Origin of the sequence: Paenibacillus baekrokdamisoli (assembly GCF_003945345.1) — a bacterium.
Lineage (GTDB): Bacteria > Bacillota > Bacilli > Paenibacillales > Paenibacillaceae > Paenibacillus_Z > Paenibacillus_Z baekrokdamisoli.
This window is the reverse complement of record NZ_AP019308.1, coordinates 1,657,058-1,681,265: the sequence shown is the minus strand read 5'-3', so window position 1 is coordinate 1,681,265 and position 24,208 is coordinate 1,657,058. Positions and strand designations below refer to the sequence as shown.

19 protein-coding genes are annotated in these 24,208 nt (G+C 43.9%); 3 read left to right on the top strand and 16 right to left on the bottom strand.

What is annotated here, in order from left to right; translation table 11 throughout:
• Positions 1-22: 22 nt before the first annotated feature.
• From EKN16_RS07355 to EKN16_RS07280, 16 genes are all read right to left on the bottom strand, one after another.
• Positions 23-1,711, bottom strand: coding sequence for a vWA domain-containing protein (locus EKN16_RS07355; protein WP_125655032.1), 1,689 nt, complete (start codon positions 1,709-1,711; stop codon positions 23-25).
• Positions 1,712-1,723: 12 nt separating this feature from the next.
• Positions 1,724-2,449, bottom strand: a complete 726-nt coding sequence (locus EKN16_RS07350) for a hypothetical protein (protein ID WP_232016277.1) — start codon at positions 2,447-2,449, stop codon at positions 1,724-1,726.
• Positions 2,450-2,730: 281 nt separating this feature from the next.
• The gene (locus EKN16_RS07345; protein ID WP_125655030.1) at positions 2,731-5,352 is read right to left on the bottom strand and encodes an alpha-amylase family protein; all 2,622 of its coding nucleotides are present in this window, start codon (positions 5,350-5,352) and stop codon (positions 2,731-2,733) included.
• Positions 5,353-5,925: 573 nt separating this feature from the next.
• Positions 5,926-6,390, bottom strand: coding sequence for a VOC family protein (locus EKN16_RS07340; RefSeq protein WP_125655028.1), 465 nt, complete (start codon positions 6,388-6,390; stop codon positions 5,926-5,928).
• Positions 6,391-6,604: 214 nt separating this feature from the next.
• A complete protein-coding gene (locus tag EKN16_RS07335) occupies positions 6,605-6,955 on the bottom strand; it encodes a VOC family protein (protein WP_125655026.1) in 351 nt (116 codons plus the stop codon).
• 302 nt (positions 6,956-7,257) lie between these two features.
• Entirely contained in the window at positions 7,258-7,683 is a 426-nt protein-coding gene (locus tag EKN16_RS07330) for a pentapeptide repeat-containing protein (protein ID WP_164522712.1), read from the bottom strand.
• A gap of 139 nt (positions 7,684-7,822) precedes the next feature.
• On the bottom strand, positions 7,823-8,224 hold the full coding sequence (locus tag EKN16_RS07325) for a VOC family protein (RefSeq protein WP_125655022.1): 402 nt from the start codon (positions 8,222-8,224) through the stop codon (positions 7,823-7,825).
• Between the two features lie 317 nt (positions 8,225-8,541).
• A complete protein-coding gene (locus tag EKN16_RS07320) occupies positions 8,542-11,127 on the bottom strand; it encodes an RCC1 domain-containing protein (RefSeq protein WP_164522711.1) in 2,586 nt (861 codons plus the stop codon).
• A gap of 240 nt (positions 11,128-11,367) precedes the next feature.
• Positions 11,368-12,339 (bottom strand): phosphotransferase, encoded by a 972-nt coding sequence (locus EKN16_RS07315; RefSeq protein ID WP_164522710.1) that lies wholly within the window; start codon positions 12,337-12,339, stop codon positions 11,368-11,370.
• Positions 12,336-13,166, bottom strand: a complete 831-nt coding sequence (locus EKN16_RS07310; protein WP_125655016.1) for a glycosyltransferase family 2 protein — start codon at positions 13,164-13,166, stop codon at positions 12,336-12,338. The genes EKN16_RS07315 and EKN16_RS07310 overlap by 4 nt, the downstream gene beginning before the upstream one ends.
• A 179-nt stretch (positions 13,167-13,345) precedes the next feature.
• Entirely contained in the window at positions 13,346-15,364 is a 2,019-nt protein-coding gene (locus EKN16_RS07305; protein WP_125655014.1) for an endonuclease MutS2, read from the bottom strand.
• Positions 15,365-15,881: 517 nt separating this feature from the next.
• Positions 15,882-17,762, bottom strand: coding sequence for an ABC transporter permease (locus EKN16_RS07300; protein WP_125655012.1), 1,881 nt, complete (start codon positions 17,760-17,762; stop codon positions 15,882-15,884).
• On the bottom strand, positions 17,737-18,507 hold the full coding sequence (locus tag EKN16_RS07295) for an ABC transporter ATP-binding protein (RefSeq protein ID WP_125655010.1): 771 nt from the start codon (positions 18,505-18,507) through the stop codon (positions 17,737-17,739). Before EKN16_RS07295 ends, EKN16_RS07300 begins: the two co-directional genes overlap by 26 nt.
• A gap of 100 nt (positions 18,508-18,607) precedes the next feature.
• Positions 18,608-19,600 (bottom strand): sensor histidine kinase, encoded by a 993-nt coding sequence (locus EKN16_RS07290; protein WP_125655008.1) that lies wholly within the window; start codon positions 19,598-19,600, stop codon positions 18,608-18,610.
• A gap of 3 nt (positions 19,601-19,603) precedes the next feature.
• Positions 19,604-20,305: a response regulator transcription factor gene (locus EKN16_RS07285; RefSeq protein ID WP_125655006.1), complete on the bottom strand. Its 702-nt coding sequence runs from the start codon at positions 20,303-20,305 to the stop codon at positions 19,604-19,606.
• 333 nt (positions 20,306-20,638) lie between these two features.
• The gene (locus tag EKN16_RS07280; protein WP_232016276.1) at positions 20,639-20,965 is read right to left on the bottom strand and encodes a hypothetical protein; all 327 of its coding nucleotides are present in this window, start codon (positions 20,963-20,965) and stop codon (positions 20,639-20,641) included.
• A 248-nt stretch (positions 20,966-21,213) separates the two neighbouring features.
• Here EKN16_RS07280 and EKN16_RS07275 point away from each other — a divergent pair, with 248 nt between their 5' ends.
• Genes EKN16_RS07275 through EKN16_RS07265 form a run of 3 tightly spaced genes read left to right on the top strand, consistent with a single transcriptional unit; the run spans position 21,214 to position 24,184 of the window.
• Positions 21,214-22,773 carry a spore germination protein gene (locus EKN16_RS07275; RefSeq protein WP_125655003.1) on the top strand — a complete coding sequence of 520 codons (1,560 nt, stop codon included), beginning with the start codon at positions 21,214-21,216 and terminating at the stop codon, positions 22,771-22,773.
• Entirely contained in the window at positions 22,770-23,939 is a 1,170-nt protein-coding gene (locus EKN16_RS07270) for a Ger(x)C family spore germination protein (RefSeq protein ID WP_125655001.1), read from the top strand. The genes EKN16_RS07275 and EKN16_RS07270 overlap by 4 nt, the downstream gene beginning before the upstream one ends.
• 2 nt (positions 23,940-23,941) lie before the next feature.
• Positions 23,942-24,184 carry a hypothetical protein gene (locus tag EKN16_RS07265; protein WP_125654999.1) on the top strand — a complete coding sequence of 81 codons (243 nt, stop codon included), beginning with the start codon at positions 23,942-23,944 and terminating at the stop codon, positions 24,182-24,184.
• The last annotated feature ends 24 nt before the right edge of the window (positions 24,185-24,208 follow it).

Genomic DNA, 24,208 nt, shown 5'->3' with positions numbered 1-24,208 from the left:
AACCCTCCCCATAAAATTGACTTTACATTTGAACGTTGAGCAAATTACCGATTTTATACACGACATCATCTGTATCTGCGTTGATACTAGCTGCCTCATTAATGCTTGATATGCTTTGCAGCGCCTTAATATTTGCATTGTAACCAATCGTATATATTGGAATCTTGAAGGTCTCGATTAACCCTCTGATATCCTGAAGCGAATGCCCTTCATTCGTTTCCCCATCGCTTAAAACAAAGATCAGAGGTTTAATATCAGGGCGAAGAGCTAACTCATCTTGAAGCATTTTCATGGCCACTGCAATTCCGTCGAATGTCGCTGTACCTCCGCTAGCCTGAAGACTATTTATGGCTCCAACAAACATGGACTGCTGATTCGTATCGTACTTCCCAATAGGAAGATTGATTGAAACATCAGTGGAGTAAGAAACTAAACCAATGCTATTCTCCCTACCTAAGTACTTTTGACCTGATAATAAAGACTCTTTTAATCGCTTCAGAGGTTCGCCATCCATACTCCCTGATACATCGGCTACAAATACGGCAGCAATCGGTTTATTGCCGTTTTTCTTTTCCTTCCACAACTTCTGTGCAGAGGATAAGAGGCTGCCATCAACGACACCGAGCTCCGATTTGTAATCCTCAAGACCATTGAAACCCTTTTCTTCGGCCAAACTCTGATATTTTTCTTGTGCGACAAACTCTGCAAACTTATTAATAATATCCAACTTATCTTGAGGTAAATCACCTAAAGCGTATAACGGGCTGTCATGCCTGACGCCAAAAGGAGTGAATACGTAGCCCTCCTTCAGATCAGGCGCATTGACATAGGTTTGGTACTCCAAGACAAAAGCATCAAGCATCCCTGACTTAGCTGCATCCCGCATTTGTAAAGTCGTAGACGCGATAAAAGGTACATTGGCTTGGAATTTCTCAAACCCTTGAACCGCTTTATCTCCAAGTAAATTAGAGCTATCAAAAGTGGTAAGCGCAGTCACTAAAAAGTTCAAGCCAGTGGAACTAGCGAATGGATCCGTATACCCCATAGCCAGCTCATTATCCGCTATGGCGTCCGTAATCGTCTTGACATTTAATGAACCGTACTTCTCTACCAGCTCGTCATATTTCTTCTTCGTTGCTACGACACCAGCTACATTACCGACAAGACGATTAGATACAAGTTGAATTTTGGTGCCTTGCGCTTTAATCATTTCTCCCCACAACTCGTTTGAAGGCGTGAATGCATCTGGCACATATTTGCCTGACTTTATATAATCGGCGGCTGTGCCCGATGCAATATTACGGATCTTGACGGAAACTGGCTGCCCATTCACAGCAATATTGGCCTTATTGAAGTCTTCTGCAACCTCATTTAACCACCCATCATTGCCAGTCCCTGATTTCTCGGTGGATGAGAAGATTTCTACGAAATGATCGGTTGTATTGGCAACGGATATTGGAAATTTAGAGATATCGGGCAATGAATCACCGACAGCTGCAGGATCAAGGTCTATCTGCCCTTTTATTTGTTCCGCTGTCGTTACGGAGATGCTTTTGTATAGTTTAGCTAATTGTTTATCCGCATTTTCCGAAGTTACCTCAGTGTCTGTTTTACCTAAATTCGATGTTAAGATGATCCCGAAATATACAAGGGCAAAAACGACAACTGCAATAGCCCCTAACACCACAGCCGCTTTACCTTTACTAGCCATACTTATCCCCTCTCATTGCTGATAGAATTTGGTCTGCTTGATCAATGAATCTATTTCTTTCATGCAGGGCATTTTTTCAACATCTTCGTAATTTGTAGTACCTAATTGAGAGATCTCCATGAGTAACTTATCTAACTTCAGCAGAATTTCTTCATTCGCGCTAAGATAACCCGTCACTTGGGCTAAGTACTCCTTGTATAGATCCGTTTTTTCTTGCAGCAGTTTATTTGAAAACTGCGTATGTCTTTGCGGACTAGCAATAACTGAGATGTCTGATGCACCGAAAACACTAAGCTTATTGAGCATACCCCTGATATTCAGGTAGAAAAGATTTTCGACCTCATTAATGACAGTAATGAACTTCTTGAAACTTAACTCCGTTCGATCAAATCTCTGACTAAGGACATCTAACAAGGTGATCATCTTCTTCTCCATTCGATCTAACTGATCTAAGGCAAGTGAAATATCCTTATTTAACACTTTTACATATTTGTAATGATTAAGTGCCGTTATGTAATCCTCATGCGATTTAAGGTCTTTTAAAGGCGTCACAACAGGAGATTTCAAAAGTAAAACATAACTTCCGTAAAGCAGCGTAAGGAGGCTGCTGAACAATAAGGTTACGCCAGAAGCAGTCTCAATAGCACTTTCACCACCGATTTGCACCCCTAATAATCCTGGTGACAAAACGATAATATTAAGGAGCACAACCCCAGTCATAAGTCCCAACAACTTCATGGATCTCGAGTTATTCAACATTCATACCTCCTGCACAATGACGAAAACGTACTCCAATCTTACTGAATCCGAAACATAGCCTACTCGGCAGATCAATTGAAGGTATATTACTTCATATGTATGTGATTTTAGGTCGTCGCATGTTAAACAGGTCAAGGACTTGAACCCTAGAGGTAGCGACCATGCTGGGCACACAATATAAAACCCGCACAAAATATCTTTGGCGGGTTTGGTTAAGACTATTTCTCTTCCAAATTTCAACTTTGATACATAGCGATCAACTATGCGTTCCACTCAATCTCAACGACTAACTTAATCATGCCTAATTTCACTTTACCTGTAAGTACAATATAGAAAGAGTACCATTCCTTCTTCGTTGCATAGAAATAACGTCTCACTTCTACGGTTTCTTCATTGATCGTCGCCGAAATCTTGCCCACTTGCGTAGGATTGTTAAAAGAGAGTTCTATTAGAGCATCATCATCATATCCCTGTGCAAATGCGTCCCATTCTATGAACGGTAGTTCAAATACCGTTTCAAACGTATGTTTACGGCTATTCGTGATTAGATTGTTTAAAGACTTTGCAGGGAGAACTGGAAAGTCCGGAATGACTTCTTGTTGATCATCCGTCCGGTTGCCGGTTTCTAATACAATATCCAGCCATACCTCGGTCGTTTCTGAATAAGCCCCGGATACCAAGGCACCCAGAAAGGGGAAATTGTCCTGTTGTGGGAGTACGATCTCCTTGTTGTCAGGCTGCAATGTCCAGTGAGTCAATTCTCGCGGAGCTTTGATTCTAGGAAAAGTGACATCCAGTGACGCAATGTTGCCAATTTGCCCTTTTAGTTGTGTGAAAACCGGAAAGGTGAACATACGGACCGTCGGTGCATGCTGAGCGGTAACCCTATCAATCTGTTCACCATCGGGCAGCAGCAACCGAAGAGGGGCAATCTCTCCCTGCGCTTTCTTCATAATAAGGCGATACCCCTGTTCCGTCCTCTCTACCTTAGCGGGAAGTCCGAATACTTTTAATTGTTCGGGTTTCGCTGCTGGCTTGATCTCAATAAACCGTACGCTTTGCGGAGGTATGGAGCAAGTGATTGAATCTTCGGATGCAGCATAGGGAAGAGATTGTTCGACTAACGGACATTCCTGTGGATAGATCTCGAAGAGATCAAATTGCTTCCCCTCCTCCAGCCCGATGGTTCCATTCAACTGAAAAGTAACCGAACCGGGAAAAGGATTCTGATTTACCAAACAAATAAATCCGTGATCCTTGTCCATATGCGAATAGGCTTCCATCGCACCTATACTCGGGGAATCTCCAACTTGCTTCGTATGCTGCCATAAATCAAAGTTTTCTTTGATGAATCCCAGCCATTTTTTCATAAATGCGACGCACTCATCCCGTTTGGAGGAAGGAATTCTCTCCAGAAAAGTTCGCCATTCCCCTAAGCAGATATTGGGTGTGACGGCCAATCCTTGCAGTAGACTGTATTCAAAGACATGTAAATCATGAATCCTGCTGCGCCTAGAATAGTAATATTCACAATTTGTGTAAAATCGGTAGGGAACCATATAAGTATTATGAAAAGTTACCATCTGCTCGCGCCTGGTATCTCCCATTAACTTCAACATGTTTAAGTTCGGCGTATATTCTCGAACATGAGGATCAGTCAAATAGATGTTCGGGTTATACCAGACCAGCTTCGGCATGAATTCCAGCCAATTACCGCTATTGGTCCAGATGAGGTATTCGGGATGAATTCCAGCCAGCGCAACCAGGAGATCTACTAGTCCGCGAATCTGATGATAGACATCTCCCTCTGGATGATGATGAGAAGTGTTATAACAAGGCTGAATGGACAGCATATCCAAGCAGATCATTTGTTCATTATATTTGCGATTATGCGCAACCAGCTTATCACGGAGGAACTCTGCATAGTCCTTGTGACCCAAACAGAGTTGACCTCGATTACCGTGAGCATCCAGCTGCCGCCATTCAGGTCGATCCAACTGACGCTGTTCATAATTATAGTGAGGGCAATATAACTCACCGGGATGGACATAATCGCCTACTCGCACCCCCCGCTGTGCACCATACTCCACTAATTTGCGGAGGGCCTCTCCAGATTTCGTATCGTCTTCAGGCCAGTCAAACACACCTTCGAACACTTGATAGTATTCAATTCCAACTTCCGCGCACAAATCAATTTCTTGCTCCAATACTTCTGGTGACAGAAGCAGGGTTGGATTATCATACATAGAATAGAAAATCCGACCTTCTCGTACATCCGTCATCCGGTTCGTAATGCACGTCGTAGAATTCACAGGGCGGTTAAACCTTAACGGAAACCGTTGTTCAATATAGGCGCTGACTGCCTCAATCTCTGCCCGATCATAGTCTCCGACCATGTGGCCTGACAGCATACAAGCTCCTGTTGTAAGAGTATGGCAATGATAAGCCGTTTGGACCGGAACCTCGTCCCAAGGTTCGTAGTAAATACCCTTTTCGGATATTTTACTGCTGGGGAAGTCCAGAGAGAGGAAGAAGGATACATTACCTTTTCTGAGAAATAGGAAATTGTCCTGAAGCTCTGTAGCATGGACGAGCCTAGTATCGTAAGCCTCCCAAGTTCCGGAAAACCAGGTTACTTTCTTTAGAAAGGCGGATTCGGTCGCCTTCAGTTCCAGGAATAGTATAGAAAAATCATATTCCTCAATCTTCCAGGCTGGAGTAATCTCTTGATCTGAGTCGATATTGAATAGCGAGCCCTGCAGAACAACCGTCTCCCCGCCTGCGTGCAATCGAACCTCATCAGTCAATACTTCTAACTTAATGGGTACGAAGCGCGGGAGATTCCAATTAAATAAATTCGTTATTGTAACTGAATGTGGCACTATGAACACCTCATCTACAATTAATTAGTGTGGCTAACTATCCCTTCACAGAACCCAACGCTATCCCAACGACGAAATATTTCCGCGCGATGGGAAGCAATCCCTAGTGAGAAGGAGTCCCTCTCAGTGAATGCTAAAGTGTCAGCATAGTTTCTGCTGCCTACGAGAATTATATAGTTCCTATAAACAGTTTACATCTGAGAAAAGAAACCGTTTCCATTAAATTTTTAACCATTATTTGCGCTCGTTCAGCTGCAAGTCATCAAAGGGTCTTACAATCAACAGTCCAGAACAGCAGGTGATCCGTTATCAATAACATCACACCTCCTACCTGAAACGCAACGAAGGCTGCCGATTTGTGCCGGCATCCTCTCCTGATGATTGTTTTATTGAGCTCTCGTTCCCCGTTAACGCAACGAAAGGACTACCACGTGGCAGCCCTTTCGTTTCCCTAACTTGCAATGAATCATCCCTTTAGATTGATAACACAATCTTACAGGAAATAGTTGTTAATTCAAGACTAATTGAAAAGGAAGCTGGTCGCTGTTGACCGCTTCCTGTCGTTATCCACTTTCATGCGCTAGTACGCTCACGCATTCCGCCTAGCACGATGGTATACCCGTCAGGATCGGAAAGGTGTGCGTTTCTGAAGTCCCATTCACCGTGGGAAAGAACAAATGGTTCGACTGCAATGATTCCACCTTTACTACGTACTTCCTCGACTATGAGATCCAGGTCATCCCACTCGACATGCACAAAAGAATCCCATCCATGATCAGGACCTTCCCATTCAGTCGGATAATCTGAACGTTTTTTTGATACTGCGTTTGGACGTACATCATCGGGTGAGACCGCCTGCTGCAAAATTATTGTCATATCGTCCCGCGTGATGTGTCCCCAATCACTAATCTCACAACCAAGTACATCACGGTAATATTCCTGTGATTTCTTAAAGTCTGAGACTAAACGGACTGGAAACGATCCTCCGAATTTACCTCTCTGTTTTTCTGTATGTATCTCTTCTACTTTTTCGTTCATTTTGTTTCTCCTCTCTAATTCATAATTTTCTTTTCTCCCAAAGCCTAGTTAGCAAATCAGGGGCGGATCAGATTATACCCTTGTGGAAGTTTATTAAATTAACTTGCCCGTTCGTTGAGCAAAGGCAGCCGACTACTTAGTTCGGCTGCCTTCTCCTGTTGTTGATTGAGTTCTCGTTGTCCGTTAGCTCAATCAAAACTCCAAGTTATACGTATTAATAATTCTCTATGAGTCCGTAGTGAACACCCACTGAATCAACAATATAGGCAAGCTTGAAATCTCCGAAATCCATAACATCTTGGACTACCTTACCCCCATGTTCAATAGCCTTCGCAATTGATTCTTCTATGGACTCAACTTGGATTTGCAAGCGGACACCAACTGGAAAATGTTCTGGTCCCTGTGCTATGCCGCCGTCGATGCCTGTTTTATCAGAAGGTCCAGTTTTAGCAGGGTAATATCCCCAATTAGGCTCACTTAATTCCCATCCGAATACATCAGCATAGAACTTTGATTGTGTTGCTGCATCCTGACTACTAATTTCGAAACCAACGACGCGACTCATAGACTCATCCACCATTCAATTTGTATTTTTTGGTACTCATAACCAATTTAACAAACATGCGTTCGTAATTCAAATGATATTATAAAGTTGCAGTATCTCACCTTCTATAATGTAGGTTTGATTAAGATCATATTCAAATATGCTAAAGGATCAAATTCTTGTCCTATGACAATATTTGTGTAGCTTTTTCAGATACTTACGTACAACTTTAACGACAAATAGGCTGCCGATTAGGTCGGCAGCCTATTTGTCGTTAAACTATCGTGTTCCCGTCCCTCAATAATTCACGTATTCTTCTTATTTTAATCAGCAGATATATGCCGTTTGATTAAATTTTCGATATTAACTCCGTTTATCACCAAACCTGTAACGTTGCAGTTCTCCAACTTCACATTCGTTAAATCACAATCAGTAAACACACCTTGTTTTAATGAGCAGTGCGTAAATTGCAATGGATTTCGTTCTAGTTGTTCCAACTCAGGCTGATCCTTATCAGAGAAACCGATATGCTTAAATTGGGCACCTCCCCATTGTGCACCATCAATAACCAGATCACTCAGATTGGCATCAGAAATATTCATACCCGTCAGATTGACATCGTTCATTGTTAAGCCAGATAGATTGGCACATTGAATAGAGACTTGCTCCGCTCGCACATTTTTAAAGCTAGAACCAGTGATATCTGAGTTAATGACGGTTATTACCTTCTTTTCGTTTTCCAATTGCACTCTCAATTCCTCCTAAAAGTTGGTGGTTGTTAATCCCGTATATACATGAAAAATATGCCGACCAAGCTATAGTTTGCTATGGGAGTAACACTAGATTTGATAGGTTGTTACGCTCTACTTTCCGTTAGTTGAGCAACAATTACTTGGGCCAGCCACTCCATAGATCAATCTTGTTTCCTGCTGGATCGTAAGAATAAAAATTAAAGCCACAATCATCATTATCTACGATATCCGTAACATGAGCGCCATTCTGTTTCATTTTACTATGTAATTCTTTATAATTTTCGACTTCCATGGTAATGATACATTGCTCCGAACCGCCAATTTCCGTGTAATTTAAGTTGCCTAGTTCTTTTGACTTGATTAAAAAAATGGTTTGCTCAGAAGTAATGCCCAACTGGGCCTGATTCTCATCGACTGGCCTCAATAGCTTCAATCCAAGGTGCTCGATATACCACTTGGCGGAAACTTCTGTATTCGTTGCCGGTAAATAAACACACTCAATCCTTTTTACAACAGTCATCAGCGTTTGTTCTGACATTTCACTGCCCCTCTCGTTTGGCTGAAATGTACTTTCCTATCGCCATAGATATGCAATTATATTACCATATTATGGACCATGCATTAATATTTTTGATATTTATATAAGTCTTGTCGTTCTGGAATAGCTTTGACCGCACTTGCTGGAATTGAGTTATTTTCCGAAAGGCCGCCGTCTTTCTGACCCTGATGTTTGGATTAAATAACCCTTCAACATTCCCGCGTTTAGTTGTTTGAAAAAACCCTTTAACGCAACAAGGCTGCCGACATTTCAGCAGCCTTGTTCTGTTTAGTTCCGATAAAAAGAGAAACCGCGATTTAAGCAGGTTGGAATCGGACTAAATTCTTGTCATCCGACACTTTAGCAACTTTAAACGAATAGAGTCCGCTTCGATTACCCACCGCATCAATGGCCCAAATAGATAGCTCCTCCCCCGCAATAAGAGGAGGCACTTTAACAATGAAATTCCCTTTTGCATCTGCTTGGCCTTGATATACCCCCGTGCTTCGCATGATCTTAACCGTGCACCGAGGCTCAACAGAGCCGGTAACTGCCCTAGACCCAGCCTTGGGGACGATGACCCTCGGATACTTGGGCGGGGTAGTATCTCCCACATAATAATAGGTCTGGGCAACCAGTCTCTCGTTCGCATCCATTACCTGTGCGCTATAGACGCCGTCCCTGATTTTAGGGAGATTAAACCGGAATAATCCGGATGCATCACTCATTCCATTTGTGATATATTCATACCCTTTCATCACGGTTACGTGCATATTCGCTTGGGTCTGCACACTTGCCGAGGTATCTTTTACCGAGAAAGGAAGAAAAGAAACAGTCCAGGACGGTTCCGGAACCCGATAGTGGACCTCGGTCTGTATCGGTGCCAATTGCATTTCTTGAACATTTACTCCGTGATTCATGATCGTACTGCTGTTCCCCCACGTCCAGACCGTCCCATCCTGCTTGATGCCGATCGTATAATAGGACTCCGGGTAGAGGTCTACCCAAGGACCTTTGTCTATCACTTGCGTCGGCACAGAACGCGACTCGGCCGAGCTGATGCCAAGCTGTCCGAAATTGTTGTCGCCCCAAGCCCAAAGACTGCCGTCCTTCTTCTGCGCGAAGAACCTGTTGCTTGATGCCCATGCTTTCGTCCAATCTTTATCCGGCGTGAGGAGGCTCATGCTGCCGGTTTTGTATTTCCCGCCAAAGCCTTCCCCCCACTGCCATAAGGTCCCGTCCTTCTGAATGCCGATTGAAGTCGCTTCCCCAGTCTGAACTTGCACCCAACTGCTAGATTTGTCAATTCGTGTGAAAGTATCGGTCTGCTTCCTCGCGGATGGGAGACCTAGCTGGCCTCTACGGTTATCTCCTCGCCCCCATAATGTGCCGTCTTTCTTGACAGCGAGAATATGATCCAGGTTGACGCTGAATGACTGCCAATCGTGATCCTTGCTGAGTTGGAGCGGCGGTGATTGCGCAGTTTCATAGCCTTTCAAAATCAGCCCCCAGGCATCACTTCCCCATGCCCACAACGACCCATTACGCTGCAAGCCGACTGCATATCCGAGCGACGACACCTGAACGCTTTGCCAAGCGGTTCCCGCCATGAACGGTTTCAGCAGAAGAGCAGCTGAACCAGATATCGAAGCGTCACTTTCCTGATATGACCATAAACTGCCGTCTTTTTTCAATGCGTACATGGCATTTCTTCCGGCTACAATGGAAGCCCAATCCGTATCTGTCCCAAACCTCTTCTCTTGCGCGTTTCTCAAGTCATTTATCCATATGGATCCATCGTCTTGCAGCGTATAGGCAAAAAAATCGCTTCGTACGTTGTATCTGTAGCGAGCTTCGACTGCTTGCGGTTCATACCATGTATCATTTTCGCCGGATCCCCGTTGGCCCCACTCGTTATTGCCCCACGTCCATGGAACTCCATCTCGACTCAAAGCAACCCCGAAGCCATAACTATCGTCTGCGTCGATCATTTCGGCGTCGCCTTGTATCTTCTCGTATCGGTCATAACCGGTATCCCATTTCCAGACGCTTCCGTCTGTCGAAACGATGACAGACACGAAATCTCCCGAGATCGATACAGCGTTGGTCACTTCCGTCACTTGCTCTAATCGCAGTTTACCCGTGTCAAAGTCGCCACGCAGCGTCCAAACCGATCCGTCCTTCTTGCGAACGACTGAATAGTAACTTGCAGCAATACGATCCCAATCATGATCATTCCCGACGCGGCTTAACTCCACTGTGCGCCCGTTAGGAATGCATCCTCCTTTGACCCATAGACTGCCATTTTTCTTCAAAGCCATCAGACAATGACTTCCCATGGAAACGTCGGACCAGTCTTTATCGTTGTTTAAATCAACGCTGTCATCAACTTCGCCCGGCATCACATTTAATCCGAAAACTTTGATCGTTCCGTTCTTCCGTAGGACAGCCGCTCCGCCTTCTCCGGCGGAAGCTTTAACCCAATCGGTCGCCATGCCGTAGCGCAGCGGAATCTTCTGATTGGTGATCGCTTGATCCAGACCGGAGCGCGTTTGCGCTTGGTTAGTCCCCCACATCCACAGACTGCCATCTTTTCTGATAGCAACGGATAAGTGGTCCCCGGCGGCGACCGAAGCCCATTCTGTCCCACCTCCAACTTGAACCGGAGCGGAACGCGAAATGAACGTGCCGTCGCCAAGCTGCCCGGCACTATTGTCTCCCCATGCCCAGAGTGTGCCATCTGTTCCGACTGCCAGTGCATGTCCCTTTCCGGCAGATACCTGAATGATTCTAGGCAGCGTAGAACGAGATGCGTCTTGTGCCGCTTTTACCGGCAATTCAGAGATTGTTAACATACAAACAAAGATGCAGATTAAGATAAGCGCGAATTTCTGCGGTTTCATAGGTTCCTCCATTAGGTGAAAAATGTATTTAGAAATTTATCTTATATGGTAATCCAAGGAAATGTCTATCTATATTTACAAAAATCGACATGTCAATAGAATGTAAATGGTTGGCATCATCCACTGTCTGTCGTCGGATGACAACAACTCCATTCAATGTCGCCGTACTTAAACCAAAAAAGCCGCGATTTACGCGACTTTTAATGGGACCATGTTTTTAGCGCTCGTAGGAAAGAAACATTAGTTTCGATATAGGACTACATCCAAGCACTCACGAATTATACCCTTCAATTCCTGCTTCTGAATAAGGAGAATTTCCTGCTCAAAACGTTCATCTTCGAGATCACTTGCAACCAAAGCGAGAATCCATATTGAATAAATTAGGCTGTACAAATGATAATTGTACACAAAATCTTTACTGGCAACCCATCCAGAGAGTCTATTTCTCTCTTCTGAATATGACCGTAATGCTTCTTCCCTAATACTTTTATTTATCTGAATGCGATAGCGTGGCGTTGCCATATCAAGCAGCGTGTAAAAATCCCAAAAGATCGAGTTTACCTGAATAAACTCCCAGTCTAAAATAACTAATTCATCAGAAGTATTCAAGAGGTTTAAACAGTGGTAATCTCCATGACATACCGTGAGTTCAGATGGGAAAACACCATTCATCTTGTTGATTAGATCAAAAAACGAAGTAATTTCTCTTTCTGTAACCTCGATATTCTGCAGCAGCTTTGCATAATAATGTATGTCACGACACAACGACTGCATCGTTTCATCAATATAAGGCATAAAACTGGCGGTATTGGAAGCGATCGTTTGTAACGGAAGACGATGCCAAACCGCCATCTTTTTCGCTGCCTTAATCCGAACTTTCCGATCGAAAGCAGGCTCTATACTCCCTATATCTTCATAAATCATCCAAAAGATATTTTGCACTTCATCCATCCGATGGGCAAGCAGCTTAGGTGATCGCACATGCTCCATGAGTGGAACAAGTTCATTTTGAAACCAAAGTTCGAATTTGATAGGCGTGCTGTCTTTGGTTGGCTTAAATATATAACTTTTCAAATCCGTATCTGTTTCGATCCAAAAACGATATAGACTCAGGCGGCCTATATTTTTTTGCTGGTTGATTTCTTCTTGCTTTGCGATTGTTGTTTCATTGAGCTTCCCATTTGGTAATACCACGTTTGAAAAATCAATCATAAGCCAGTACCTCCCTCTTCTACTAATGACCATCGAGAAACAACTGGTTGACCATCCCAGATAATGTTGCTTTCTGATCTTCTCTCTTTTACTTTTGGTTCCTCAAGTAAAAGAAAGAAATTTCTAGTTGGAAGTTTGCCTAAATCATGCTTTTTGGACAATTGATTTAAGTAAGGTTCCATACTCGATAGCCCCTCTGATAAGTTATCTCCACCGGAAGCAAAAGCATACAGTGTCCCTGCAACGGGAACACGTTTTATACGAAATTTATCCGAAACGCGCAAGAAAAAATCCCAATCCCAATAGTGGTACACATTTTCATCAAACATTCCTATCTTGGTATGTATGTCCCTTAGGTATAAGCAGCCAGATGGTATAAAGGTTGAAAAGCTTCTCATCGCCTCTAGATCGTACTCATATGCGAAGAGAGACCTCTTCGCCGGGATTCGTGTTCTTCCCTCCGTTATGAATTCAACAATCTCCACATCCGAATAAACCATTTCAAATTCAGAAATCTCACTAAGCATTGTTGTGATGTGAGTTGGAACAACCAAATCGTCATCATCACATAACATAATGTAAGTTCCTGATGCCGCCGAAACTCCTGCATTTCTTGCAGTTACATGTTTTACGTTTGAACTCATATCTAGGATAAGGATTTTCAATTCAGGGTATAGTTCTTTTATAAAATCCACTTTTTCACCGTTATCATTTACGATAATAATTTCAATATTCTTATGCGTTTGGCGAAATAAGCACTCTATCAATTCACATAGAGGTCCAGGTCGATTATATGTAGGTATGACAACCGAAACTAGCGGATTCATAGCGGATCCTCCTTACGTTTAAAAACTGTCCTTGTCTACATTCGTTGTTTCACCCATTTATTCCTCCGTTTTAATGGGATCAATTTTTCGCCCTTCTTTTCGAAAAATTGATCCTCACTTGTTAAATCACAAGCGCTTGTTCCGATTCCTTGTAATAGAAAACAGCGGCTTGTTTACCATCATGACTTGGGCTGATCGGGCTCTGTAATGATCTGCAGACCTGGTACATATTTTCGTTTTATTTGCTTTCTAGTCTTCCGGTTCTCCTTCGTATCAAAAACGATATCCATATCATAATCCTCACCTGGATACAGCTTCGAGCTCGGAATGTAGAGTGAAAGACGCTTACGATTAAACGTCATCTTTGCCTTCTGCACGTGAACCTGAACATCACCGCGATCATCCGCCGGCTTGAATACGATCCCCGTTCTCTTCAAAGGATGAATCCATACACAATCGCCGACTGCGAAAACCTTTGCTGTTGTATCGTTTCCTTTGCGTTCAGAAGCAGACTTTCCTTGTTCGCCCTTCTTGGGCTGGGCGTTCCGATTATGAGAAGATGGGCGATTAACTTTACCAGCTTCAACGTCAATTGGTTCTTTAATTCGATCAAATACTACTGGATATGCTTCCTTATCTGCTTGATGTCCCCTATCTTCGACATCATTAGCCTTAGATGCGGCTGCTCGATGTTCTGCGCGGCTGACGATTCTCTCGGGCAGTCCAAAACGTCTAGCAATTGCAAACGCATAACTCTCCCCCGCTTCACCAATTTCAAGTCGATACATCGGAATGAGCGTTTCTGCGTGAAAAGCCATACGAGCGTTCATGCATCCTTCCTGCTGGGCAGCGAATCGTTTGATTTCGTTAAAATGAGTCGTTGCCGCGACGAGCGAGCCTCTCTCCAGCAGCTCCTCCAACACTGCAATTGCGAGCGCGATTCCTTCTCCAGGATCTGTCCCTGCCGCCATTTCATCAAGCAGCAGCAAGGAATGAGCGTCTGCAGCCTGAAGCATTTCTTTGAGACTCTCCATATGAGCGGAGAATGTGCTGAGTGATTGCTCTATACTTTGACCATCGCCTACATCTGCCAGGATATGATGAAACAAGCCGAATTCGGTTCCTTCTTGTGCTGGAATCAGTAGGCCGGATTGAACCATGATCGCGAGCAATCCGATTGTCTTCAGTGTAACGGTTTTACCTCCTGTGTTCGGCCCCGTGATGATTAACTGCTTCCACTCGCCTCCGAGCTCAGCATTCAAGGGCACACAGCCTGCTGCGAGCAGTGGATGTCTCGCTCCTACTAGCTTGACATAGGGGCGGTCAGAGAGCACTGCTTGAATGCCATCATATGTTCTTGAGAGCTTCGCCCTAGCAAATATAAAATCAAAAGAAGCCATTGCCTCCAAATTCCATCGGAGATGGTCGCCCTGCTCTTCTGCAAGCTCAGACATTGCTGATAACAGAATCGTCCGCTCCCGCTCTTCCTCTGCTTTCCACATTTGCCATTCCACTTGAAGTTCAGCCACATCAACCGGTTCGATGAACAGCGTCTGCCCGCTTGACGACTCATCCCATACCGTACCCGGAACCTGCTTGCGTAGCTCACGTTTGACAGGGAGTACATAATGACCATTGCGTTTACTGACTATTTGATCCTGAAGTGCACTCTTATACTTTCCTAAGGTTTGGGTCAGTTTACGCTCAATTCGATCTTCAATAGCTGCTAAATGTCGGCGGATATCACCCAGATCGGGACTTGCTTGATCTGTCAGGACGCCATGACGTATACACCGATCAATTTCCTTGCGGAGCTCTGGACAATCGTACATGGAATCGGCATAGCTGCTTATAGTCGGTGCTGTGAATCGTTTGGCATCCATGTAACGCTTCATTTGAGCAACAGCACTCAACCATGCGGCCAAGTGACCCAACTCCTGTTCCGTATAAATCTTGCCTTTGCCAAGCAATGCGATGAAGGGCTCAATGCCTTCCATTGCCGATAGCGGGACGCTTGCACCGGAGACCAACAATTGCGTGGCTTCGTCAGTTTCAAGCAGCCAAGCCTTGACCTGTGCATGGTTAACACTTGGTTGGTGCTTGAGTGCAAGCTCTCTTCCAGAATGAGATACAGTATATCCCACCAGCATCTGCTTGATTTTGTCATACTCCAGCTTCTTTAAACTGAATTCGTTCATTGTTCGATGTCCTCCTGATTGTTTATGCCTTATGGGCATAAGCTTTGTAATTGGCAAATCAGTCTAAATAAACAAAAAAACAGGAACAGAACGCATACGCGTCCCATTCCTGTTAGTGAATCGGCACTAATCGAACGATGGCCATCTGTTTAAGAAGACAGATAACACCCTTCGTCCAATAAAAAAAGCGTGCTCGAAAGAGCACGCAGATTTGCCGTCCAGCAGGCGGAAATCGTTATGTCCTTAACTCTTGGTCGACTCGGAGTGAATGTAACTTAACAAACCTGCCCTATGTTCGGACAAGCTGGATTCGTTACCTTTCAACATCCTTCTGTAAGAAACACTACATTCCTTACAGTGTCTAATATCCAATTACGAGTTAAGAACACCAACAAACATTAAAATTTCCCCTTGCTGCTTAAGTTACACCTATAATAGCGGAATTCGCAGATCAATGTCAAGAAGCTGTAAGTGCGGTAGTGGTAGAGAATGTCCAAATCATTAATGTACCAACTAACTAAGCCAATACCTGTCTAATATAACGGGATCTGATGAGTAGAAAATAGATCATCTGAATAAATACGAACGTTCCTAATACCAAGAACGATTCCTTCATGAGCGAATAACCGAATAAATGCTGCAGCGAGGTTAAAGCTACTGCTCCATGTGCTGTGGCCACGACGATCGGTACAAAGAATAAAATCAGCAGCTGCCTCGTTAGAATCTTGGATAACTCCTTCTCCGTTAACCCTAGTTTCATGATAGAGGTAAATTTGAATTTATCATCGGGTAGATCTGCGTATAGCCTAAAGTACAGGAAACTGCCGGCAGCTACGAAGAATACAGCTCCTATGAACAATCCAATGAACATGACTAGACCAAATCCTTGATTCATCTGATGCAAATCGTAGGCTAAGGACTTGAAACGATTACTGTCCCCTGATAATTTCTTCGTAAGGCTCTCTCCGACCTTAAACGTTTTGTTATAGTTGTCGACATCGAAGGCATAGAAAGTATTCAGCTTTTCATGATTCAGCTTATCGAATAGGGTATCCGAGATTACGTAATAATTGCCATACAGAGGAAGAGTCACGGACGATATACTTCCTAAAGGATCAAGTTTAATATTGCCTGTGGCAAGTCGAACTCCTTCAACCCTACTCACACTTTTATCACCCATAATCGAACTCGTGTAATAAACCATCATGGATTGATTGCCTCTCAAATCTACGGTCTGCTCATCAGCCGCCTTCGCGATGGCATTATACTCCGAAGCCTTAACTACGGTTACGTTTTTTTGTGAATCCGTTTCCTGATCTGACATGGATATTTGCAGACGTTTGTAGTCGATTTTAGCAGTTTGCAGCGAGCTTGCTATGGTTGCCAGACTTTCCTCGGCCTTCGCATCTTTTCCTTGATTGCTTTCATAAGCAATATACTCGAATGCAAATGGATTCTCCTTCACCATAACCTCCGTGGACATAGTCTTGAAGCCAACCAGGGAACCGATTGCCGAGAAGGCTACGGAAGAAAGGACGGCTACCATGAAGAAAGTCCGGGCATTGTCTTTCATCCTATAAGCCAGATCCGAGAGAAAGAGCATATTGGTTTTGCGCCAAAAGAAGGAACGGTTATTCTTGAATTTGTGAATGATGTAAACGCTCAGCTGCGTAAACAGGAAATAAGTACCCACGATAACGATTAAGGTAACCGGAATCATGGCATATACGACTACTATCCCTTTGATGATTAAAGCAACCGTATATCCCCCCGCTAAGAGCAGTGCAGCGATCCAAGATAATAGAATCGACGACTTCGGTTCCTTTTTCGGTATACTGCTGCCCTTAATGAGATCGATGAGCTTATTGGCCCTGAGAATAACAACGGTAAATAATGATATCAGTACAAATAAAACCACGAACGCGCCAAAGGTCAAAAAGATCGCCTTAATCGGTAAGTAAAACGGCAAGGATTCATCTAATTCAAGGAAATTCTCAGCTGCGAGCAGCATTAGCTTAGACATAACCAGCCCCATCAGAATACCCGTCACCGTCGCAAAAAAACCAATCAGAACGTTCTCAAGAAACACCATCGTTCTTAACTGTGTGTTAGTCATTCCGAGCATGACCATCAAGCCGAATTCTTTCTTGCGTGTCTTTAAGAAGGTACTCATGGAGTAAAGGACAAAGAAAAAGGAAAATACATAAATCAAGCCTTCCGCAAAATGCATACCAGTCGATATGTTCATGTTAATTTTCCCGTCCGCAAGGTCCGGATGGAAAGCAAATACGGCATAGACGAAGAAAACCATGACAGAGAACGCGCTGCTTAGGAAATAAGCAGCGTAAGTGCGCTTATTGCGCAGCACATTATTAAACGCGAATTGACGAAAGGTCATGTGCGTTCCCTCCTAGCAACGAAAGAACGTCAATGATTTTCTGGAAAAAGGCTTGGCGGCTCTCCCCACAATGAATCTCATTAAATAATTGGCCATCTTTAATGAAGATAATCCTGTGGCAATAACTGGCTGCTACCGCGTCGTGCGTAACTAACATCATGGCTGTGCCGTCCGTACGATTAATTGAGCTCAACGTTTCCATTACGTCCCTGGCGGACTTGGAATCCAAGTTACCCGTTGGCTCGTCCGCGAAGAGAAACTTCGGTGAATGGATCATCGCTCTGGCAATCGCAGTACGCTGCGCCTGACCGCCGGATATCTCGTAGGTACGTTTCTTAAGGATGGTCTCAATCCCAAGCTTCTTGGCAATATAAGCTACCTTTTCCTCCATCACCTTAACCCGTTCGCCCTCCAAAGTCAGGGGAAGCACGATATTCTCTTCTACCGTCAAAGTGTTTAGTAGGTTGAAATCTTGGAAAACGAAGCCAAGCTCCTTTCTGCGAAATCGCGCCAGGTCCACCCTCTTGAGCTTATGCGGATTTTTCCCGTTAATAAGAACCTCACCGGTGGTCGGAGTGTCAATCGCCGCTACCAGATTGAGTAACGTTGTTTTGCCGCTTCCAGACGGTCCCATGATTCCGACAAATTCACCTTGCTCAATAGATAAGCTAATATCAGTCAAAGCGCGGGAAGGAACCTTCCCACCGTAGATTTTGTTTAATTGATGAACGCTAAGCATCTCCATTACCACTCGCTCCTCTTCATTGCGCAGTCTTTAATCTGCTTCTGTACCCGAGTGTAACGGAAGTAATCAAGCAGCCCTATCGATTTGTCTTTCAACTACCTTACGTCTTTGTAAGGTATGATGTAAAAATCAACTTCACAGAGGTGCCAACACCGACTTCTGATTCAAGCTCAATCTTATGACCGAGACGGTTGCTTATTTCCTGGGCAAAATAAAGGCCCATTCCGGTTGATTCCCGATATCTTCTTCCGTTATCACCCGTATAGAACGGTTCGAACACTCGTTTCCTATCTGATAGTGAAATACCAATACCGCGGTCAAGGATTTCCAGAATGGCATTTTTACCCCTCACGTACGAGGTGAACGTTACCTTCTGATGAGATTCTGCCGAGTATTTAATCGCATTAGTAACGAGCTGGCCGATCATGAAAGAGAGCCATTTGGCATCACTCTCAACGATGAGCCCTGAATCTACCTGTAAGTCTGGGTAGACTTTATTTCCTATAAACAAACGTTTATTTTCGCGAATAACATTCTCAACGACTGCTCTTAGTGTAACGGCTTCAACTTGAAAATCACGCTCGAAGGTTTCAAGGCGCGCAGCGTATAATACTGTATCCAGTCCTTTCTCCATCCGATCTGATTCCTCGAGTATACTTGCCGAACGCGCATCATCTGCTTCCTCCATCATTAGGCGAATGATGGATAAAGGCGTCTTCATCTGATGGACCCATTGATTCATGAAAGCGAGGTGGTCATTACGGGTTTTTTCCCTAATTTTCAGCTGCTGCTGGTAATGACGATACTGGGTTTGAAGGAGTTGATCGAATGCAGAGGACAACGGTGTATATCCGCCCCCATGTATGGAATCATCCAACGTTTCCATAGGGTCGCTCAGCTTACTGTAAAGCGATCTATGGCTCACATAACGGTAAATCAAATAGCCGGAGAGCATTACAAGACCAAGAAAGACGGAGTAAAGGGCGGTAAGCATATTCCGATAGCCGTCGAGCCAATAAATGAGCAGGACAAGGAACAATTGAACGATATGTAGGATGACAAGTGGCATATGCTCGCGCAAAAAAAGTTTCATGGATTAGTCCCTACTATCCCATACGATCTGAAGCCTATAGCCTGTACCACGCGCGGTTTCGACTCCATTATCGATGCCCACCTCTTGAAGCTTCTTGCGCAAGCGGGTAATATTTACATTCAACGTGTTCTCGTCGACGAATGCTTGATCATCCCATAGCTTATCCAATAAAACTTCACGGTTTACTACCCGTGGAAATTGCTGCATAAGAGTTTCCAATAACACGGCCTCTTTCTTCGTTAATTGTGCTCGGCTTCCGTTTAATTCTAGCTCCAATCGTTCCGGATAAACGATTAATCCTGCCAGCTTTACGATTCGTTCTTCCGTATTCTGAGCATATTCACCATAAGCGCGCCGTAGTTGGCTTCGGATCTTGGCCATGACCACTTCAAGATGAAACGGCTTGGTTATGTAATCATCTGCCCCACACTCTAGCGCCATGACTTGGTCCATCTCGCCTGCTCGGGCGGATATGAATAGGATTTGACACATAGATACGGAACGTATTTGTCTGCACCAGTAGAATCCATCATATTTAGGTAGATTGACATCCATAAGTACGAGATGAGGATCATATGATTGAAAAAAATCAAACACAGAGTCAAAATCAAGCACGACGCCCGTATTGTAGCCGTACTTTTCGATGTTAGACTTGAGTATAGCCGAAAGCTTCGGATCATCCTCGCATATCATGATGCGCTGCATCGTAATCTTCCTTTCTTCCACATGAAGGACGCATTTGAGTAGTGAAATCGGATTTAACTGTTCTTCCATTATAATTAGTTTACATAATTATATTTATGTTATCTTATAATTTGATTGGCTAATTTCTCCAATAGCATCATTGTAACAAAATCTACGGTTCAAACGAAATATCCATTTAAGGGTAAAGCCGATATACGTATAAAAATAGCTCATGGGCTGGATGCTGCTTCCATTAGCGATTACCTCGCTAGAGTTAGGACTGCCCGTCTCACAACAAAAAAGTCGCCATTTAAGCGACTTTTTTTGGACTATGTTTTTGACCTCCGACACCTGTTACATTTTTTCTGCGGTAATAGAAAACGTTTTTGGGATTCCTTTATCAAATTCATCTGAAGATTGATTCGGAATCTCTTCTAGGGTCCTTATGTGTAAACCTTCACTAGCAATAGAAGTAATGATCTCGCCGAGCGTCCAATTTCTCAAAAATACACTTTGTTTACTACAGCTGCTGCCTTCAGGAAGAAACTTTGAAAAAGCAACTTCCTTTTCCTCAAGGCTCGTATCAAAATAGTCCCCTGTCACTTTATGCTTCCGAATATTTGCAGTAGTTCCTCTTGACGTTATTAATTTTGTGGAAATGGGGTGGAAATCCTGAAGCACAAGAAGACCTCCCTTGCGTTCCCGTAATGGACAAAATAAGCGCAGAAATCCCTTGGTTTTTAAAGGATGTTTTTTCTGCTTTATTTTGTAAAAAGACCATTACAGGTTTAACCGCATATACGTATTCCCCTTCCAATATCTCCTAATAACCAGAATATTTTTTACATTAGAGATGTCAATAGCTACTGCATATAATCCTAATTTGTGGAAATGATATCAATACACTTAACGTCCTAAAGGAGAGTAGTATGCGGAAACATCCAAATGATAAGAAGCATCCTCCTAGCCATAGTTCCAATCCAATATCCAAACCATCCAATTCTATTTCTTCCCACTTGGAAGAAAACTTAAGAAGCATAGAAGAGTCTTTTGCTAATTGCAAAGATTTGGAGATCCTCCATTGGAGCTATGGTCCAATGCTGGAGCAAAAGGCATTTTCTGTCTATTTCGACACATTAATTAAATCTAATCATAAAAATTATTTAAAAGAATCGCTCCAAAATCTCGTTTCTCATGAGATCGGGCCCGCAATGACAGTTACAGTCGAAGATGTGATTGGTTTTTTTGAGAATGATGGAGCATCCTCCTTTTCAACTGAGCTTTTGGAGAATATCGACCAAGCCGTCAAAAGCATTCTGGACGGAAAAGTAGTCATCTTCTTTAACGAATGGAATAAAGCGCTAGGTTATCTCGCCCTCGATGTTGAAAAGCGACAGGCTTCCGAACCGATCACGGAGCCTAGTGTACAAGGTCCCCATGTGAGCTTCATAGAGAATCTCGAACGCAATATTGGGGTAATTCGAAGCCTGCTTAAATCCCCAAAGCTTAAAATGGAGTTTTTTATATCCGGTGAGCAGAGTCAAAGAAAAGTTGCTTACTGTTATTTGGATGGAACCGTGAAGTCCGAAACGTTACTCGAATTCAAGCAGCGCATTGCATTAGTTGATAAGGAAGAAATTCTCGATGCCTCGTACCTTGAAGAATGGATCGGAGATTCCCGCTATTCCCCCTTTCCGCAGGTTCGATATACGGAACGTCCAGATACCGCCATTTCAGCTCTGCTGGACGGAAAAATTATCATTATGGTGAATGGGAGCCCCTCCATTTTAATTTGTCCGGGTAATTTCTTGGAGTTTTTTATAACAAGCGAAGATTATTATTATCGAACACTCTTTTCATCATTAATTCGGCTGATTCGGGTGGCCGCTTTCATCATCGCGCTGCTGCTTCCGAGTACATACATCGCTTTATCTAACTTCCATTCTGAGCTCATTCCGACCGTTCTCCTTCTTGCGATTTTGGACACGCGGGAAGGGATTCCATTTCCGGCTATAGTTGAGGCGCTCATTATGGAATTTTTCTTTGAGCTGCTGCGGGAAGCCGGGCTTCGCTTGCCTCAACCGATCGGTTCCGCCGTGAGTATAGTCGGGGCGCTGGTCATCGGACAGGCAGCCATTCAATCCCAGATCGCTTCACCGGTTATGGTCATTGTCGTCGCCTTAACGGGTATTGCCTCTTTTGCACTACCTCAATATAACATGGCTATTGCGATTCGCATCCTGCGTTTTCCGTTAATGTTTCTTGCCGCAACTTTTGGAGGACTTGGCATCATGATCGGCTTCATCCTTATTTACCTCCATCTGGCTACCTTACGCTCTTTGGGACAGCCGTATCTGGCTTCTTTAAGTCCACTGGACATAAATAAGCTGCGGGATGCACTTATCGTCTTACCAAGGCGGATGCTGCTTCATTCGCCCCGGAGTCGACACCTGTATAAAAAGACCCCAAAGGGGAAGAAGGTACAGTGAAACCACTTACATCCACACTCATTTCTTTGCTTATCCTTACTCTAACCACCGGATGCTGGGATAATAATGAATTGGACGAATATGGGTATGTCCAAGCGGTTGCCATTGATCGGATCAAGGACCATCAAATCCAACTAACGACCCATTTCTACAATCCTTCAAGCAAAATGGGAAAGGGCGGGGGATCAAAGTCTCCACAGAAGGGCATCAATATCCGAACGAGTGGGGAAACAATCTTTGAAGCCATTCGGGATATCCCGATGAAATTCGGACGTAAGGCCAAGTGGGATCATATGCGTGTTATTCTGCTCGGAGAGCAGTTGGCCAAAACCCAAAGCATAAGTGAAGTCCTTGATTATTTTTCAAGAGATCAAGAACCGCGCGGCACTGTTCTCGTCTTGGTTGCGGAAGGAGTAGCCGGCGACTTTCTGGAAGTTCAACCGTTTATCGAGCAGACCATTGGTCAGCAGTTCAAAAAAATGGTTACCAGTGGCGCCTATTATTCCGCCAAAGCCTCTAGAATCCCGCTATATGAGCTGGCTATTCAATTGAAGAGTCCCTCGAAAACCTCTGCCATCCCATATATTCATAAAAGCAGCTCTAAGGATGAAGCCGTCGTTTCCGGAGTCGGTTTAATCAAAGACGGCAAGCTGGTCGACATTCTTGGGGTGAGGGATACGGAAGCCTTTATGATGCTGTTAAACAATTATAATAACGGGATACTGGAATTCCCTTGCATAGACGGTACTAAGGGACAAGTCCAAAACAAAGAATCGTTCGAAGTTCTCTCTCTCAACAGTAAAGTAACTCCGAAAGTGAATGGAAACGAAGTCACGGTCAATGTAAAGATAATAATCAAAGGAACTATTGGAGAGCTGCGGTGCTCCCGCTTAAAATCAAAAAAAGATGTGCAGCGCTTCGAGAATAACATCAGTGACCAGATTGAGAAAGAAATTCAGCACGTGATCTTGATTTTCAAGCGGCAGAAGCTGGATGCCATCGGAATCGGAAATCAGATTTACAGGAGGAATCCAAAACTCTGGAAACGTCTGGAGCCGATATGGGACAAGCAGCTTACCCAAAATCGATTTCATGTCAAGGTTGATGTTGGCGTATTGAGTACTGGAATGAACGTAGGAACTCCGTTTGGTACAAAGGAGAAGTAGCTGTGTATGGAAAATTAGTCTGCGTCTTGGTACTAGCTGCCGCAATGCTGGTTTACGACATCCCGAAGTTCAGAAGAGCCTGCCGCCGCGATCAGCTTGTCTATGGAGCATTACTGGCAGCTCTTCTTTATCTCGGTTTTATATTTGTTACGGCAAAGCCGTGGCCTAATCTGGACACAATCTTTAATATACTCATCAAACCTGCCAAACAAATCGTCCAATGGCTTAATCCTAAGTCTTCATAATGAACCTGGAATCGGGGGGAACCC

Bases quoted from the DNA above. Each gene is read 5' to 3' on its own strand.
- EKN16_RS07355 (WP_125655032.1), bottom strand. From the start codon at position 1,711: ATGGCTAGTAAAGGTAAAGCGGCTGTGGTGTTAGGGGCTATTGCAGTT.
- EKN16_RS07350 (WP_232016277.1), bottom strand. From the start codon at position 2,449: ATGAAGTTGTTGGGACTTATGACTGGGGTTGTGCTCCTTAATATTATC.
- EKN16_RS07340 (WP_125655028.1), bottom strand. From the start codon at position 6,390: ATGAACGAAAAAGTAGAAGAGATACATACAGAAAAACAGAGAGGTAAA.
- EKN16_RS07335 (WP_125655026.1), bottom strand. From the start codon at position 6,955: ATGAGTCGCGTCGTTGGTTTCGAAATTAGTAGTCAGGATGCAGCAACA.
- EKN16_RS07325 (WP_125655022.1), bottom strand. From the start codon at position 8,224: ATGTCAGAACAAACGCTGATGACTGTTGTAAAAAGGATTGAGTGTGTT.
- EKN16_RS07320 (WP_164522711.1), bottom strand. From the start codon at position 11,127: ATGAAACCGCAGAAATTCGCGCTTATCTTAATCTGCATCTTTGTTTGT.
- EKN16_RS07315 (WP_164522710.1), bottom strand. From the start codon at position 12,339: ATGATTGATTTTTCAAACGTGGTATTACCAAATGGGAAGCTCAATGAA.
- EKN16_RS07310 (WP_125655016.1), bottom strand. From the start codon at position 13,166: ATGAATCCGCTAGTTTCGGTTGTCATACCTACATATAATCGACCTGGA.
- EKN16_RS07305 (WP_125655014.1), bottom strand. From the start codon at position 15,364: ATGAACGAATTCAGTTTAAAGAAGCTGGAGTATGACAAAATCAAGCAG.
- EKN16_RS07300 (WP_125655012.1), bottom strand. From the start codon at position 17,762: ATGACCTTTCGTCAATTCGCGTTTAATAATGTGCTGCGCAATAAGCGC.
- EKN16_RS07295 (WP_125655010.1), bottom strand. From the start codon at position 18,507: ATGGAGATGCTTAGCGTTCATCAATTAAACAAAATCTACGGTGGGAAG.
- EKN16_RS07290 (WP_125655008.1), bottom strand. From the start codon at position 19,600: ATGAAACTTTTTTTGCGCGAGCATATGCCACTTGTCATCCTACATATC.
- EKN16_RS07285 (WP_125655006.1), bottom strand. From the start codon at position 20,305: ATGCAGCGCATCATGATATGCGAGGATGATCCGAAGCTTTCGGCTATA.
- EKN16_RS07275 (WP_125655003.1), top strand. From the start codon at position 21,214: ATGCGGAAACATCCAAATGATAAGAAGCATCCTCCTAGCCATAGTTCC.